Annotated in this window: 13 protein-coding genes; 5 read left to right on the top strand and 8 right to left on the bottom strand. The window is 48.0% G+C overall.

The window, feature by feature from the left end; translation table 11 throughout:
* The first annotated feature begins 207 nt into the window (after positions 1 to 207).
* The 4 genes from P6910_RS11210 to P6910_RS11195 are packed head-to-tail and all read left to right on the top strand — an operon-like array spanning position 208 to position 7,667.
* Positions 208 to 1,560 (top strand): hypothetical protein, encoded by a 1,353-nt coding sequence (locus P6910_RS11210; protein WP_317146329.1) that lies wholly within the window; start codon positions 208 to 210, stop codon positions 1,558 to 1,560.
* Positions 1,550 to 2,302 (top strand): chromosome partition protein MukE, encoded by a 753-nt coding sequence (locus tag P6910_RS11205; RefSeq protein ID WP_317146328.1) that lies wholly within the window; start codon positions 1,550 to 1,552, stop codon positions 2,300 to 2,302. The genes P6910_RS11210 and P6910_RS11205 overlap by 11 nt, the downstream gene beginning before the upstream one ends.
* Positions 2,299 to 6,702 carry a chromosome partition protein MukB gene (gene mukB / locus P6910_RS11200; RefSeq protein WP_317146327.1) on the top strand — a complete coding sequence of 1,468 codons (4,404 nt, stop codon included), beginning with the start codon at positions 2,299 to 2,301 and terminating at the stop codon, positions 6,700 to 6,702. The genes P6910_RS11205 and mukB overlap by 4 nt, the downstream gene beginning before the upstream one ends.
* Positions 6,702 to 7,667, top strand: coding sequence for a Wadjet anti-phage system protein JetD domain-containing protein (locus tag P6910_RS11195; RefSeq protein ID WP_317146326.1), 966 nt, complete (start codon positions 6,702 to 6,704; stop codon positions 7,665 to 7,667). The genes mukB and P6910_RS11195 overlap by 1 nt, the downstream gene beginning before the upstream one ends.
* Before the next feature lie 75 nt (positions 7,668 to 7,742).
* Here P6910_RS11195 and P6910_RS11190 read toward each other — a convergent pair whose 3' ends face one another.
* From P6910_RS11190 to hppD, 4 genes are all read right to left on the bottom strand, one after another.
* Complete coding sequence (locus P6910_RS11190) at positions 7,743 to 8,600, bottom strand: DUF4892 domain-containing protein (protein ID WP_317146325.1); 858 nt, start codon at positions 8,598 to 8,600, stop codon at positions 7,743 to 7,745.
* Positions 8,601 to 8,676: 76 nt separating this feature from the next.
* Positions 8,677 to 9,525 (bottom strand): alpha/beta hydrolase, encoded by an 849-nt coding sequence (locus tag P6910_RS11185; RefSeq protein WP_317146324.1) that lies wholly within the window; start codon positions 9,523 to 9,525, stop codon positions 8,677 to 8,679.
* Positions 9,526 to 9,727: 202 nt separating this feature from the next.
* Complete coding sequence (gene phhA / locus P6910_RS11180) at positions 9,728 to 10,519, bottom strand: phenylalanine 4-monooxygenase (RefSeq protein ID WP_317146323.1); 792 nt, start codon at positions 10,517 to 10,519, stop codon at positions 9,728 to 9,730.
* A gap of 104 nt (positions 10,520 to 10,623) precedes the next feature.
* Positions 10,624 to 11,712 carry a 4-hydroxyphenylpyruvate dioxygenase gene (hppD, locus tag P6910_RS11175; protein WP_317146322.1) on the bottom strand — a complete coding sequence of 363 codons (1,089 nt, stop codon included), beginning with the start codon at positions 11,710 to 11,712 and terminating at the stop codon, positions 10,624 to 10,626.
* Positions 11,713 to 12,018: 306 nt separating this feature from the next.
* Between hppD and P6910_RS11170 the strand changes: the two genes are divergently transcribed.
* Positions 12,019 to 12,486: an Lrp/AsnC family transcriptional regulator gene (locus P6910_RS11170; RefSeq protein WP_317146321.1), complete on the top strand. Its 468-nt coding sequence runs from the start codon at positions 12,019 to 12,021 to the stop codon at positions 12,484 to 12,486.
* A gap of 56 nt (positions 12,487 to 12,542) precedes the next feature.
* On the opposite strand, the gene P6910_RS11165 is transcribed toward P6910_RS11170, so the two are convergent.
* The 4 genes from P6910_RS11165 to P6910_RS11150 form a co-directional block, all read right to left on the bottom strand.
* Complete coding sequence (locus P6910_RS11165; RefSeq protein WP_317146320.1) at positions 12,543 to 13,922, bottom strand: mannose-1-phosphate guanylyltransferase/mannose-6-phosphate isomerase; 1,380 nt, start codon at positions 13,920 to 13,922, stop codon at positions 12,543 to 12,545.
* A 116-nt stretch (positions 13,923 to 14,038) separates the two neighbouring features.
* Positions 14,039 to 15,520 carry a hypothetical protein gene (locus P6910_RS11160; protein WP_317146319.1) on the bottom strand — a complete coding sequence of 494 codons (1,482 nt, stop codon included), beginning with the start codon at positions 15,518 to 15,520 and terminating at the stop codon, positions 14,039 to 14,041.
* A gap of 459 nt (positions 15,521 to 15,979) precedes the next feature.
* Complete coding sequence (locus tag P6910_RS11155) at positions 15,980 to 16,261, bottom strand: Fis family transcriptional regulator (protein WP_317146318.1); 282 nt, start codon at positions 16,259 to 16,261, stop codon at positions 15,980 to 15,982.
* Complete coding sequence (locus P6910_RS11150; protein ID WP_317146317.1) at positions 16,254 to 16,469, bottom strand: hypothetical protein; 216 nt, start codon at positions 16,467 to 16,469, stop codon at positions 16,254 to 16,256. The genes P6910_RS11155 and P6910_RS11150 overlap by 8 nt, the downstream gene beginning before the upstream one ends.
* Positions 16,470 to 16,616 lie beyond the last annotated feature (147 nt).

The following is a 16,616-nucleotide window of genomic DNA, read 5'->3' as shown; positions in this document are numbered from 1 at the left end:
TCCCTATAGTCAGTTGCCCGTATTTCAGTGTCAGCTGTCCTGATTAATTACCTTTGTTCGCAAACTATTACTCACTGCTTATCAATTCTGCTTTACGAGACTCATTTGGTTTTCCATAATCGTGCTTTGACTCATCCTGTGCCACCTTTATAACAGGTTCAGCGTGGCATAAAATCGTATCCACATTAAGTAGCCAGGGAGTATGGATTGACGGCATCTCGTGATATCCCTTCACTGATCAGCAACATTTTAACCAGCGGTCAAAAACTTAACCTGCAACCCGCAGACCTGGCCTTTCTCGCTACCCTGAGGTACTGGAGAGATCAGGAGTCTCAGCCAGAGTTCAGCGAAGCAGAGCTTCATATCATCTATGAACAGGTTGATAAACACCGTGTAGACAGTGATTCCGTCACATCTGAACGCCGCTGCAATGAAACCATTCGCCGCATGATGGATCAAAACCTGCTCATCTGTCTGGAGGGTATCGGTGAAAAACAGCACGCTTACCTGCTCCCTCCCGTTTCAGAGCAAATCGTTGAATCCATCTGCACAGGCTTTGACGCCTCCCATACCGCATTGAGCACACTGTTTATGACAGTAGCCAGCCACCTGCGGGAGATCAGGGATGCTGCTATCAATGATGGTAACGATCAGTACTGGCGCCTTCAAATCGAAGCACCGTTGGATGTGACTGTACAGCAACTCGTCACCGCGATTGATCACAGACAGAGGCAACTGGACCAGGAGGCTATAGAAACACGGTCTGACGTCGTCGCCTTACTGAAGCAAGACTGGCAAAATGCCATGACACAGTGCGAACACCTTCTGAATGACACCCAGGACCGATTACAGGATCTTCAACAACTGTTGCTGGCCTCCTGTCATGACCTGAGACAACTTCTGGAAGCCATTTCCCAGGCCTGCGAAACAGCGAATAGAAAGCTTGCAGCCCACTCCGTGTTCAGACTCGAGCAACACCTGGATCGAATTGAGCACTGGAGCGGAGAAAGGCTGGCACACTGGGAAAGTTTCCATCAACGCGCCCATCAATATATCCGCCAGTTTATCAACATGGATGAACGCAAAGCCCTGATGGAAAGAACGCTGGACGCCATTCAACAGTATGATCAGAACCCGTGGTATCTCAATCTTTGCAGCGATGCTCCTTTACTTCGACTGAGAGAGATTGATGCGCCTCAACCTGAGACCACTCAGTCCCGGGTCATCGTGGATGAAGAGAGCATGACCGACATGGACGATCTTGAAAGTCGTAAAGCAGAGATCGCCCTATGGCTAAAAACACGGGTTTCTGACAAAGGCTATCTCCCCTCCTATGAGGAAGCCCTGAGCGAACTTGCCAACACCATACCTATGACCGATCTTCTGCAATCCGCAGGCTGGCTGTTCGAAGCCATGACCAGACTGGGCCATTTCCGTGATGCTCAGGATATTCCTGAAAGTTTCTGGCACGAAATCATGCCCGACCTCGAAGCCGAACACCTGCAATTAGAGCTAACAAAACCCATCACATCAGAGAGAGAATCTTCGCTTGAATGCTAACAACCCCTACCAGACTCTGGCCGATGTCATAAACGACGATCTCTTTCCCGAGCTGGACAGCCGACTGCGCCGGGGTGAGCATATCGATGCCAGACATACCCATCTCTATAGCATGCTACAGGCAGGCGAAACCTGGCTTGACCGGCATTACCAGCGTTATGGTATAGATCTGATTTGTGCTCAGGAAGACTATTATTACCTGCAGCCAAAACTGGGCAATAAAAATCTGATTCGCTCTAAAAAGCTCGACGAACTCAGCATGGTGCTGGGCCAGCTTCTGGCCTTGTATCACCTTGACCCGGAACAGCTCGAAGGCGGCGGCTGGATTCAAGCGGATTCCTTATTTGAACGTTTACGGATGCTTGTAAGCGACGAGCGGCTGGCGCGATTGCTGGATAGAAAGAAAATCGATACCCAGATGGATCGTGAAAAAGCCATGGAAACACTAAAGAGATCGCTGCGGCAACTGGCGAAGCTGGGCATGATCCGCATGGAAGGCATGAAAGCAGACAGAGTTCAGACCCAATCTCCTCTAATGCGATTTATTGAGCCTGTAAGAAGCAGCCAAATGACACGGGAAAGTCTGGAAAAACTGGTGCAATCCGGTTCTATTTCTCTGGAGGCAGATGAAGAAGTGGCAGACGAATCAGTGACGGATGAAATACTAAACAGCAACGTACCGGCAACAGAAGACAGTGGTTCCGTTGAAAGCAATGAAGAGATTAAGGAAGCCGAAGCATGAGTCAGACACGTACCCTGATTAACAGTCTGACGCTGGTCAACTTTCGAGGGATATTCTTTAAAACCCTCTCATTGCACCAGTGGATGAGCAACCTGATTGGTCATAATGGTGCCGGCAAAACGACCATTATGGGCGCATTACTGGTTAACCGGGTACCAGACAATCGTCTGGTAAAATTAAGAAACAACTCCGACAGCGGTCAGGATCGCAGCGATAACGGTATCTGGGGACGCATTGACAAAGGTACCTGCTATTCACTGGTGGATTACACTCTGTTCAACGGTGAACGTGTTATCGCCGGTGTTCAGCTAAAGCGCCTTGGCAAGCCCAGAGTCGAGCTGAAAATGTTTGCCATTTCGGGCATAGACCCCGACATTTCAGTAAAAGATCTGATGATGAGCCCTGCGGGTGAGAATCGTTACGATGCCCTGGAAGGAAACGCTCTTTCAAACCAGATTGCCATTCAAGGCGGAACACTGAAACGCTTCAAATCTCTCGGTCAGTTTATGGACTGGCAATTTCAGTGCCGGATCATCCCCCGCAGAATGGAAAACACCAGAGACCGCCAGCGTTATTACCGAATGCTGGAAACCAGCCTCTATGGCGGCCTGTCTTCAGAAATGCAAAAAGGGCTCCGGGATTACCTGCTGACATCGGAAGAAAATGTTAAAAAGTCAGTCGGTTCCATGCAGAATGCTCTGCAGGAAACTCGCAAAACACGGGACAGTATTCACCATACCCGTGAAAAACGGGAGCTGATTAAAGAGTTACTGGATTCAAGCTACAAACTGGGCGAAAACGTCATAGCATTGGCACAAAGACTTCAGGTCCAACTAGAGCAGTCGCTGATTGATTGCCAGAACCAGACTGAGCGCACTGAGTCAGATATCACAGCTCAACAACAGCAAATCAGTGCAATTGAGCTTGAAATAGAGCAACTGGAAAGTACCAGGGAACAGCTCCAGACCCATGAAACGATGGCCCGCACTCAAAAGGAACAGGCCGAAACTCTGGACCGAATCCACAGTGAATCCAGGCTGCTGAAGCAAGAAAATGACAACATTCACGAACGCCTGCAACAACAGAACGAACAACTTGAAATACTGGAAGCTCAAAAACAGCAACAAAACCAGCAACTGGAACAGATCGAAGAGGACGTTCGCTCACTCGTTAAACAACTGGCTGACGCTGAAGACGCTTATTCTGAAGAAGCCCGTAAAGCCGGACTCTATAGTCAGGCTTTAGCCAGCCTGGAAGAGTGTCGCAGCCTTCTCTCGGATGAGACCCTGAGTGAAAAAAACCTCAGTCAGATTCTTCTGCAGACGATTGAGCAGCGCAGCGAACTCTCGGCAGAGTATCATATTAAACTGCCTTTGCTGGAGCAGATGGAAAATATCAGGCATCACTTTGATCAGTGCCTGCCGATCCTGTCTCTCCTTGAAAACAATGAAGTGTCTGCTGCCAATGCCGGCCAGTTATCGGACAAGTGGATTCAGGTAAAACGCTCAAAAGAGCATGATACACGTCAAATAACCGTTATAAAGGACAGGCTGGACTCGACACAACGCAAACTGGCAGAACAACAACGACTTAAAGAGAGCATCGCCAGACTGCCCTCCCCCTTCAACCACGCCATTACAAACCATGCTCAGTGGCTGATTCACCTGAAGCAGGGAGAGACGGATAAAGCTCTGATCAGTGAACAACTGAGCACGCTTTCCTGTGCCATTCAGGACCTGAAAGTGAAACAGCAGGAGCTGGAACAGCGACGTTTACAGAAGCAAAAAGATCACACCCAATGGCTGGAATATGAAGGTCTCAGACAACAGCTGTTTGAGCTAAATGGCGATATTCAATTAGAACAGCCGGAGGAGCTGAGCACCCTTCGCTATACACTGACCGAACAGCAGAATACCTGCCATCGTCAGGACCTTAAGCTTGAAACCGAACTGAGCACCCTGAGACTCAGGTTGAAAGGGCTCGAAATCAGCGATTCAAAAGAACAGATCCAGCTGCAAAGACTGGCGGAATTGACCAAGGGCCAGCTGGTAAGCCAGTTCTTTGATGAAGATGAGATTTCACTGGCAGAAGCCGCCTGGCTGGAAGCCAAAATGGGTCCGTTGCGCAATGCTTTGCTGGTACAGGATGCAGAAAAGGCTGCGGCACTGATCAGACAGGAAACTGATCGCCCCGATGATGTCTGGTTGCTTGAGGGTGATTCGAGCACCAGTTTTTCTGAAGATCTCTTCATTGAATCACCGTTACATCAGGATGAAGACGGCAGTGTACTGGTTAATCTTTCAAAGAACATTTCCCGTCTCAGCAAGGAGCCTGAATTTCCTACTCTCGGTAAGCTGGCCCGCGAGAAAGAGAGAGCAAGACTCATTGAACGGGAAGAAAACATTCTTGATGAGAGACAAACGCTGGCCGTAAACCGCAGAAAACTTGAAAAACAGTTTACTCTGCTCGACAGGATGGCACCTTTATCACAGTGGATTGGCCGAGAGGAACCTGACCTCCAGTCACTGGCCGTAAGCATTGAAGACTGTCAAAACCAGCTCACATCGTCTCAGGCCACCCTGACTCAGAAAGATACCGAGTTAAAAACGCTTAACCTGGTTGTCTCTCTTCTGGCCTCTCAACAATCCAATGCCACTGTTCTTGATGAAGTTGATCTTGCGATAACAGTGGAGAGTCTGAAGTCCCGACAGAATCAGTGCCTCGAAGCCGCCGAATGGATCAAAATACATTCTGAAAACATCAGTCAACTGGAAAACAGTCGTTTATACCTTGATACCCCTCCGGCTGATGACATTGAAGTCTTCAAGGCCAGCCTTGATAAACTCAGCAGCCAGATAGCCGAGTCAGGTAACACTATTGATCTGCTCCAGCGGACAGAACAGACCCTGCCAAACCTGCGCTTTAAAAATTCAGTTCATCGTCAGAATGAAACCAGCTCACTGAGAGAATCCCTGAAACGGGAATGGGAAGAAAAAGACTCCAGAAAACAGGTTCAACAGAGAGAACTCGAACTCCTTAAGGATCAGCTGCAAGCTCTTAACAGTAATGTGTCTGCCGATAAAAGCGTATTGCAACACAACGAAGGTCAGCTCCTGCTCAAAGAAAACGAGATCAAGGGCATCCCACTGGATTGGCATGAAACCCTGACAGACCAGATGAAAGCCCGTCTGGACGAGGTCATCCGTCAACTAAAAGATCTTGAGCCGAAACACAACACCCTGTTCAAGTCAGTCACAGAACGTCGCTCAGAGCTGAATACGCTACAGAATCATTTGGAAGCACTGCAAAAAGACATTCAATCTATTACCCCAAAGTGTGAGACAGCAAAACAACAGTGGGCAGCGATTGAGGAGCGTGCCAGCCAGTCCAGCTTGCTGAACCGGCTTCACTCTCAGCAATTACTCCATGAGAGTAATGAAGCGTTAAAAGAAAACATTTCAACCGCCCGGGCGAGACTTGAACAGGCTCTCAAGCCTGAACCTGAAAACACCCTGCTCATACGTTTGTCCCAAGCCAGTGCTTCCGACCTGCCCGACCTGTTTGAATGCGTGCTTTATGCCCAGCAACTGCTGGCAGAGCGAATGGATAAAACCATTTCCAACTCTGATGATCCCAGACAGGCACTGGAACAACTTGAAGAACATCTGGTTCGACTGGAAGAGCGACTCAAAGATGCAGAAGAGCAGTTCCTTGCTGAATCGGAATACATGGGCCAGAACATTCAACGCAGTATTAACAGACAGCGGAAGCAGATTTTTCAACTTAACTCTGCATTGTCCAGCGTTCACTTTGGCACCATCCGCTCTATCAAAATCGAAGTGCAGGAGATTGAGAGCTTCAGAAAGGTCCTGGATGCCCTGCAAAGCCAGTTCTATGGCGATCTTTTCAAACAGCCTGAAATGACTGTTGAAGATGCTCTTGCGGCAATATTCAAGCGGGAAACAGGGGGCACCATTACCGGGGAGAAGCTACTGGACTATCGCGAGTACATCAAACTAAACATTCTGATTCAACGCGCGGGTAGCAGCCAGTTTGAAGCCGCCAATCCGACCAACCTGTCTACCGGCGAAGCCATAGGCACAGGTCTGGCAGTACTCACCATGGTGCTGCACTCCTGGGAATCCCAGAACCGGGAAGGAAACGGCCATGCAGCCAATCGCCTGCTGTTCCTTGATGAGGCGGCCCGACTGGATGCCCGGGCACTCCAGACTCTGGAAGAGCTCTGCGCCAATCAATCACTGCAGTTACTGGTAGGCGCTCCGGACAATGTTCTTCCAAAGAATGGTGTCACGTACCGCATGGTACGTCTCATGGAACCTTATGAACACGTCATTTTTTCAGGGGTCAGAAGTAAGCCTGTAGCGTTGGAAAGTGTTTAATGCCTCACTACCCAATAGAAGAAGCCGCTCCCATAGCTATAGAGTTATTGGAGCATGGCAGGATAAGCATACGCGGTAAAATGCCTGAATTTGGTCAATGGCTGATAGAGAATAACTTTATCAGCCAAGACACCCGGTTCTGCTACGATCTGACGCCAAGTGGTGTCCGATCTCTTCGTGACTATATGAAAAAAAATTATGGTGAGAACTGGGACTCTCCCATCGAATCCAGGGAGGTACAACACGCAACATTTCTGAAAAACAGGTTAACAGGAAATCTTCCACCACAAGTTCATCACAGGGTTGCACAGGCAGTCTGGACCGGAGATTCCAAGTCCTCAGCAAAATCTCATCCTGATAAACTGACCGTTGTTTCATGCGACACATTGAGGATAAGAACATCAGAACCTGTGGTTTTTCATTTTACTCACTGGACGATATCTGCAGAAAGCTGCATAAAAACGATGGGCGAGTTAATTCTGAACCAGAGAGCTGTTGACCAATTTACGACTCTGGAGACCAACAAAACTCTCCACATAATGACCATAGAAAATCCTGGCGCCTGGGATACATTACCCCTGCTTCCCGGGGTTCTTTATGTTTATGTTCCCGGCAATAATCAGAGCATTGCTACAAATTGGTTGCAGAAAGTGGATGAGTTTAGCTGGTCACATTTCGGCGACCTTGATCAGAAAGGGCTGGAGATCGCCAAACAACTTTCCAGAAAGCTGAACAAGAAGCTTGAGCTGTTTATTCCAGTCTGGTGGGAAGAATATTTTGATCTCTTTAACCTGAAACTGGGAAAACCCTGGCACGAAAGCTCATACAGAAAATTGTCAGCACAATATCCTATTCTGAAAAAACTACAGGATACACAGTCAAGAATGGAACAAGAGGCTATCGTCTTAGACAGGGAGTTCCCGGCTAGCCTAAAGCAACACATTGAGCATTTTCAGACTCGATAGCTAGCTGCGCTTATGGCGCTGCCAGTATAACGAGCCTCCGGATATGTCGGCAGGCTTGATTTTCAAAATCTTATTCTACTGAAGCAACTGCCAATGCATCATTGCCTCTTCGTGATCTCCAACAATCCATTGAATCCGGAAACGACTGGAGCCAATAGCATCTTCCCTGAGTCTGGATTGAAGGAGGCTTTTGAATTGTTGCAACTGCCTGCTGAGACTGTCCACCTCAGAGACTCTTTCAGCTGAAGCTGACTCGACCGTAATCAATAAGGCTCTGGTCTGGTTTTCAAAAGCCTTAAGCAGGGACTTGTAGGCTTCTGAACGGGCCAGAGCTGAAGAACTGGTCGGTAAGCTGGTGAAGACAACCTGATTACCCTTCACTACTTTTGTTTTCCCTGCTGTGAAGATATCGACCAGAGCGTACTCTCTTTTGTCACCTCTGCGAACCGTATAGTTCAGATAATAAACGGTCTTGCCATCGACTTTCTTTTCACCCAGAAAATAGGCCTGAGTCTTATCAAGTCCGTACAAACGGGCTACATCAAAAACATTGTTCGCCCAGAAATTACTGGCCCCACAGCTGAAACGTTCGCAGCTGTATACAGGGGTGACACCCAGTTTTTCAAACTGATCGGTAAAAAATCGATAGGCTTCATCACTGCTTTTACCACTGGGCAGCTGGTAGAGTTTTCGATTGAGAGAGCCATCGAGCCACTGCTCTGAATCGGCAGTCACGACACCATTCACCTTTTTCATTGGGCTACTGATGACCGGATAGCTGGTCACCTGCTGTTCGAATTCAAGGTTGAGAGTGGCATTGGGAAACGGGACTATTTCATCAGCAATGAGAGTAGCAGAGGCAATAAGGCCACCTGCCAATGTTAAAGTATGTGTTCGTGTTAACAAAGAATGAAAAATGGCTATGATTTGCATTTCAATCCCGACCAATGAAGTACCGCTTTTTTATCAGATATGAGTACCTTTCAGTTGCCTGGCGCGCCAGACAGAGTCAAGAACTCATAACGGTGTTCACTATGGTGGCTACAGAATCCGTCTCCCCGTCCATATGAAAGTGGTGGGAGCCTGACATCGGATAAAACCGGATATTATCAAGACGTTCACGGTATGGCTCAATCAAAGCATCAACATAACCTTCTTTTGCGAAGAGCATGTGTGCATCACAGCTCATCTGTTCTGCAAACGCCAACGCCTGATCTTCTGTAAAACGAGTGGGGGAAGGCAACTTCAGACGTGGATCGGTTCGCCAGGTCCAGGCATCACCGTCCTGAAATAACGCTCGCTCCACCAGCAATGCGGAAGAGTCCCGCGTTACTGGAAATTGTCCCAGACAACGTACACGAACAGCATGCTCCAAAGAGCGGTAACGATTTACTGGCTTGCCTTTTCGAAAGGATTTTCGTTCCTGAATGTAGGCCGCCAGGGCATTGGGGGTATCTTCAGGCTTTCTGGGCATGGGAAAAAGCCCATCCAGTAAAATCGCTTTCTCAATCCGATCCCCCAGAATGGCTGAAGCCATCACCGAAACAATGGCTCCCATTGAGTGCCCGATTAAACTGAAGGATTCCAACTCAAGACTATCAGCGATTGCAATCAGATCTTCGACATAGTGCCAGATGGAATAATCCAATTCATCCGGTCGATGAGAGGAACGTCCGTGACCGGCCTGATCAATGGCAAGCAAACGAATATCTTTCAGAAAGGGAGCAAGGGGAGCAAAACTGGCGGCATTGTCCAGCCAGCCATGCAGGGCAATCAGCGGCTTTCCGTCCGGATCGCCCCATTCCTGACCGGAGAAGTTCATCCGCCCGATACTGATTTCAATGTCTCTAGGCTCCATAGCTCTCTCTTGTCAGCCTCTCTATCTTCCGCGACAGTGTGTCATTGTTTTCGCCATAAACTATGGCCAGGAGCCTGTCGGTCTCATCACAAAAGTTTTCAAGCAGTTCTATCCATTCACCAAACAGCTCTGCAAGAATGCCGAAAAATTATCAGGATATTAAAGGTAAAGCAACCAGATCTCCGCACCAGCGACAATAGACTCAGGCACTCTTGGGGGCGAATTTTGACGTTAATAGTCCCAGCTTCATGGCTTCATGCACTTTTGCCATCAGATCCATTTCTGTCAGGCTGTGCAACTCCGAAAGGGACTGGACAATAAAGTAGACCGGCTGAAGAATATCGATCCGGTAGGGAGTTCTCAAAGCCGTCATCAAATCAAAGGACAGACGCTCAGGATCCTCACTTTCAGTAGCATAGACCGTTTCCCTGAAGCTGGAGAGAATACCTCCTCCATATATTCTCAACCCTTCATCTGTCATCACCAGGCCAAACTCCACAGTCATCCAGTACAGCCTTGCCAGATAAACTCTTTCTTCTTTGCTCGCTTTGAGTCCCAATTGACCATAGGTTTCAGTAAACTGAGCAAAATCGGGGTTCGTCAATAAAGGACAGTGTCCAAATATTTCATGAAAGATATCCGGTTCCTCAAGATAATCCAGCTCTTCACGGGTGCGGATAAAAGTAGCCACTGGAAAACGACGATTGGCCAATAACTCAAAAAAGCGGTCAAAGGAGATAAGCGCTGGCACCCTGGCCACCGACCAGCCGGTGCATTCAAGCAGCTTTTCATTGATGTCATTGAGCTGAGGGATTTGATCAGCAGAAAGACCAAGAATCCCCAGCCCCCTGATATACTCGGGGCAGGCTCTGCTTTCGACCGCCCTGATCTGACGTTCATAGAGTATTCGCCAAGTTTCATGCTCTTCGGCCGGATACTTGATAAAACCCTCTTCATCAGGTTTTCGGGCTACATAGTGTGTAGGCTTCTTCAATGTGAAATTCCTTTTACTGTGAAAAAGCAACCTCCATAGCCATTTTCACAGATTGGAGGCTGTCCAAAAACAGAGACAGCCTGATCTGAGAGATGCAAGAAACATCATTTTTCCTGCAAAACACCTCGACGAATCTGATCCCTCTCCATGCTTTCGAACAGAGCCTTGAAGTTACCCTCTCCAAAGCCTTCGTCGCCCTTGCGCTGAATAATCTCAAAAAAGATCGGTCCGATGGCGGTTTCGGTAAAGATTTGTAGCAGCAAACCACCGTCTGAAGTCGGAGCACCATCCATCAGAATGGCCCTGTTTTTCAGGTCTTCAACCTCTTCCCCATGCCACGGCAGACGCTCATTCAGCATTTCGTAGTAAGTGTCAGGAGGAGGCGTCATGAAGCTAACCCCCAGGCCTCTCATTCTGTCTACCGTTTCATAAATATTTCCGGCTGTCAGGGCAATATGTTGAATACCTTCCCCCTTGTATTGCTCGAGATATTCTTCAATCTGGCTTTTGTCATCGGAAGATTCATTGATGGGAATTCTAACCTTGCCACAGGGGCTGGTCATGGCCCGGGACTTGAGCCCCGTCAACTTGCCCTCAATATCAAAGTAGCGAATCTCGCGGAAATTAAAAAGCCTTTCATAAAAGTCAGCCCACTTATCCATGTTGCCACGGGCCACGTTATGGGTCAGATGATCCAGTATTTCCAGACCGACTTCAGGTTTTTTTGCCTGATCCTGAACGAACTCAAAATCGCTGTCATAAACGGTGCCTGCCGGTCCATAACGCTCAACCAGATAGAGCAATGCGCCGCCAACACCGATAATGCAGGGAATTTCACGACCATCGACCGAATATTCAGATTTGCCCTGCTCTGCGCCCAGACTCAAGGCTCGCTCCAATGCATACTCAGCGTCTGCTACACGGATACCAAAAGAACAGGCACAGGGGCCATGCTTTTCATAGAAACGACGACCAAAACTACCGGCATCGCCGTTTACCAGAAAATGGATATCGCCTTGTTTGTAAAGAGCAACATCTCTGGTTTTATGATGACCAGATGCATGAAAACCGAGGCTTGCGAAAAACTCATGAAGCGCAGCAGGATCTGCAGAGGCAAACTCTACGAACTCAAAGCCGTCTGTCCCCATGGGATTGATATCAGAAACCTTTGCAGAATGGCCAATACCTTTCATAAATTACCCTCATTTTATGGATGAATTCGGGCTAACTATCCCTTTAAAGTCCGCTATTCTATCTATCGGCCAACCTTGGCAAATCAGACGTTTATTAGCTTCTTGTTAGTTCAGCTCAAGACTGCCAATAACCTGAAAGGTGTTCAGGGAGAAGAACTCAGCAGCCATAACCAAGTGGCAGTGGCCATTGAAAGAGCTGCATTTCCTTAGTAAATACAGTATAAAAGGGTGGTCATGCAAAATGGTTGCGACATAAAAGCAATAAAACAACATCATGCAATATGATTGCATATCAGGGCCTTGTTCATGATGACTGAATCTCTGGATAAGTACGACGTAAGTCTTCTGGATAGTCTGCAGAAGGAAGATGGAGTCTCTCTGGCAGACTTGGCTAACAAGGTGAATCTGTCCAGCTCCCAATGCTCCAGACGCATTAGCCGTCTAAAGAAGCTGGGCTACATCAGGAAGCAGGTGGCACAACTAAACCCCGAAGCCCTGGGTCTGGATGTCTCGGCCTTTGTCACTGTGACACTGGAAACCCATGGCAAGCACTCTGCCGAAAGTTTCCAGACCTCCATCCTTCATATGGATCAGATACTGGAGTGCCACTCGATAACCGGCGATGGCGACTATCTGTTAAAAGTCATGGCACCCAATAGTCAGGCTCTGAATGAATTTATAATGAAAGAGCTTCTGACCTTGCCCGGTGTCAGTCATGTCAAGACGGCCCTGGCCCTGGCCTCGGTCAAATCCACTACGGCGCTGCCTTTGTGAAACCCAGGGGGCGAGGATGCCCCTCTTTTAAAACATGCTTCTTCGGCCAACTCTGACTAAGCCCGATCAATATCCTCTTCCGAGACAGTCTGCCCTGTCTGGGTTTCAACCACTTCCAATGTATCCTCACCAATATTTTCCAGTCTGTGCCTGAGCTGACTTTTTATATTAATCGACTCCCCTGGCCCCAGATCATGAACCTCCCCATCCAGAAGAATCCGGGCCTCTCCTTTGAGAACAACCCAACTCTCGGATCTTAACTTATGACTGTGCTCGGATAATGACGCCCCCGGAAAAATACTGAGTTTTCTGACACAGTAGCCTTCTCCCAGCGACAGGTTCTTGTAATGTCCCCAGGGACGAAAAACTTCTTCCTCCTGCAACAGTGAAACACTGGTGCCACTCTGAAATTGATTTGCCAGCTTGCCCACATTCTGGACATGATCCACAGAAGTCACCATGACCGCATCGTGGCTGTCTATTATCACCAGATTATCGACCCCGACTGCCGCTATGGTTCTATGACCGGAACGGATATAGCTGTTACTGCATTGCTCAACGATTGCCTTGCCCTTAATAACATTCCCGAACTCATCCGGTTCAGAGCAAGCCTGAAGTGCAGTCCAGCTGCCAATGTCTGACCATTCACAGGCTACAGGAACCACCACACCTTTTCGAGTATGTTCCATAACGGCATAGTCAATAGAATTGGAAGGGCTTCTGGCATAAGCCTTTTCATTTATTCGGAGGAATTGCAGATCAGCGTGCAGGCTATTCAGGGCTTCATGACAGGCTACGACAATGCCGGGCTCATTACGCTGCAATTCATCCAGATAAGCCTCGGGTCGAAACATGAAAATACCGCTGTTCCAGTAATAATCACCCGACTCCACATACTTTCTGGCTGTCTCCGGATCAGGCTTTTCACGAAAACTTTGTATCCGGTAGGCATTGCCCTGCTGCCCTCCCCGCCTGATGTAACCATAACCGGTGCTGGGCTCCTTCGCCTCAACACCCAGAGAGACAAGCGCACCGGTCAGGGCATGTTGTTCAGCCACTTTCAGCGCCTGCTGAAATGACTCGATATCAAGTATTCTGTGATCCGCAGGCAGCACCAGCAGAGGCTCATTCTTGCCAAGCGCCACTCTCTGCAAGGCGACCAACGCCAGTGCCGGTGCGGTATTTCTGGCCACCGGCTCAAGAAAAATCGATTCCAGCGGCTGATCGATCTGGCGGCTGTGCTCAAGCACCTTGAAACGATGGGATTCATGACAGATGACAACAGGCTTCTGTTCTGTCACTCCCCTCAGACGAAGCAGGGTTTCCTGAATCAGGGAGTGATCCGAGAGTAACCGCAGAAACTGTTTTGGATGGTCTTTCCGGCTTAAAGGCCACAGGCGTGTTCCACTGCCTCCTGAAAGAATAACCGGTATCATTCGTTTTTCACCTTATACTGCGGGCTTGTCATTCTTGGTTAAGCTTCCCTCGAGAGGTATAGTACCCTTCTGAACCCGGCTATAAAACAGGATATCCCACCAGCTCTCTCTCAAATTTACTGACGCACTGCTCTCCAGACCTCCACCAGAGTTTTCGGAACCAGTCCAAGCTCCTTGCTGTTTCCAGGCGCTAACCATTTGTCCATGTGTGTGAAGACATAATAATGACCGGCCAAGCCCCAGTAGGCTTCTTGAAGCTCAGTCTTGGCATGCATCATTAGCGATAACAGCTTCATTAAATCAATGGGCTCATCACCAATAGCATGGTTGTGATGCCCAATTTCAAGAATATCGAAATAAGTGGAGTCACTGATGTTAACAGACTCCCCCTCAAAAAAAGGCTTATATTTGAACAGTCCCCTCAATAAGAATGCCAGGTCTTTATTCCAGTCCGTTGTCCTGGATAACCGATCCATGGCTTCTAAATAGTGCGCCAGGAAAAAAGCATTCCCGGGAGATGATGGAGTACCCGTTTGTAATTCCTGTCCCAGTTGCGTCAATGAATTGTAGAGATCATAGCTGTGCTGCTTAATGTCATTGGACAGTGTCGATAACAGTATGATGTAGCTCATATCGTGCCAGGCAGACATAGCCGGGCCCGCATAACAGTCGTCAGCTGTCAGAGACGGCTCGCTGAGTTTTGGGTGATAAAGTGCCAACGGGTGCAGGCCATTTTTGCGAAGCTTATAGAGCGCTTTTATATCAGGCGCGCCGAGAAAAAGAACAGGTTTTTCCGGTGATTGTCCGAAGGTCTCATGATAGAAATGTAATCGATTATGTGCGGCAATATCAGCCCAGACTTTTGCCATGATGGGTATCTGCACCAGGTTTTTTTCTCGATCATAGATAAACGGCTCTAAATTTATGCCCAAAATTCGAACCCAGGTTAAAACCGCTGCCGCTTTTTCAGAACCCCCATGAGGGCAACGGTCAACACGCGTTGCTGATTTGGGGAAAGCTTTCCGATAGCGCTCATCAAGGTTAACCTGGACACCCTGAAAAGAGCCATCACTAACAGAATCAAGCTTGCTTATTGATGCAGAACCAAACTGAGCAGCTGGAAGCAACTCGGTTATCCAAGCATTCAAAAGGTTGTCAGTAGTGAGTTGATCGGCAAGGTGAATATGAATGTAGACCAGAAGGTCGAACATTTTTTCCAGCACTGCGTCATCATTTTTGACTTCAGAATTTTCAATGGCAGAGGCTGGCAATATAAAGTCATTATTACTGATTTTCTCAACCAGCTGTTCCGCTTCCACCTTTAAAGATTCATCATCAATGATGTCATCACGAAAAACCTTCCAGTCCGAGGCAGGAACATGACAGAACAGATAATATCTTTGATTATGCTTCAGCCGACTGAGAAAGTCCGGCTCCTGATTGAGACAGCTTGCAGGTTCAACCACCTCATCAGATAAGATCTCCAGACTCAGACCTGACAAAGGCAGTATCAGTGCCGTTAAAGTAAGAATACATCCAGACAGGAAATAATTTTTTTCGAATCGCCACGATAGTCCTGTCATCACATTTACTGACATGGATTGCTCCTCTATACCTTAGGCATTTTATAGAATGTAGTGCATTAGCAAAAATGCTTTGACCCAACGGGCCTGAAAGCATCGGAACCAGAGTTTTTCGACACCTCAAATGGGCAGGGATATAAGGCGGTAAGGACGGGCCGCGCAGGTGCAGAGCGAAACGATTGCGTGTTTGTAAATGATAGTTATCCTCGCAATCTCATTCAGCCTGAATGCTATCAAGTCAAAGGCAAACCAGGGATACCTGGAATGGCAACCTCATCAGCGAACAGGAAAATCTTAAAACACGATTTTGGACAACGCCTAAGCGCAAACAGCGGGAAGCCTTGCTGACTGACAAGAAATGGGTTCGACTGACCTCCCAGCCATACAGCATTTTGTGATTTGTGCCGACCGAGTAGCAAGCGACACACCCACCTTAACGACCCCCGTAGTCGATGGAAACCGAAGCCGGACAAATCAAACAATTCTCAACTCCAGCTTTCTCCCCATCACCTGAGCAGCATTCGCCAGTGTTTTCAGATTCAGGCTGGTGCTATTGGGATCAAGAAGACGATCCAGTTGTGAACGGCTGGTACCCAGGCGGCGGGCAAAGGTTGATTTGTTAACCTTTTCTTTTTCCAGGTACTCGCTGATTTGCCAGGCCAAGACTCGCTTTATGGCCTCTGCCTGGCATTCGGGCAGCAAGCCCTCTTCTTCCAGGAAGTCGTCGAAACTGCTGCCAATATAGGGATTACTCATCACTTACCTCCTTTCTGTTTCCGTAATACATCATTACGGCGTGTTTTTGCCAGCTTAAGATCTTTGCCGGGGTTTTATCCGACTTTTTGATAAAGCCTTGCAGTAACATCATGTCAGCACCGGCTACTGTAAAGAGCACTCTGGCAATGGCAGTTTCCAACAGTGTGTACAGAATCGCACTGCTGCGACATAAGAAAATTGTACCCAAAATATACTGCGCTTTGTGTACATTGCACTTTTCGAAGAAATGGGCGCAATACCTTGATGGAGATGACAAATAGAACTATAAATTTGGCAGTTTTTTCCGCTTTATTCAGGCTCTTTTCCGCTTAACAATTGGGACATGACAATAGCC

It is taken from the genome of Endozoicomonas sp. 8E (genome assembly GCF_032883915.1).
GTDB lineage: Bacteria > Pseudomonadota > Gammaproteobacteria > Pseudomonadales > Endozoicomonadaceae > Endozoicomonas_A.
Note: the sequence above shows the minus strand (reverse complement) of the source record. Positions and strands in the feature narration are given on the sequence as shown.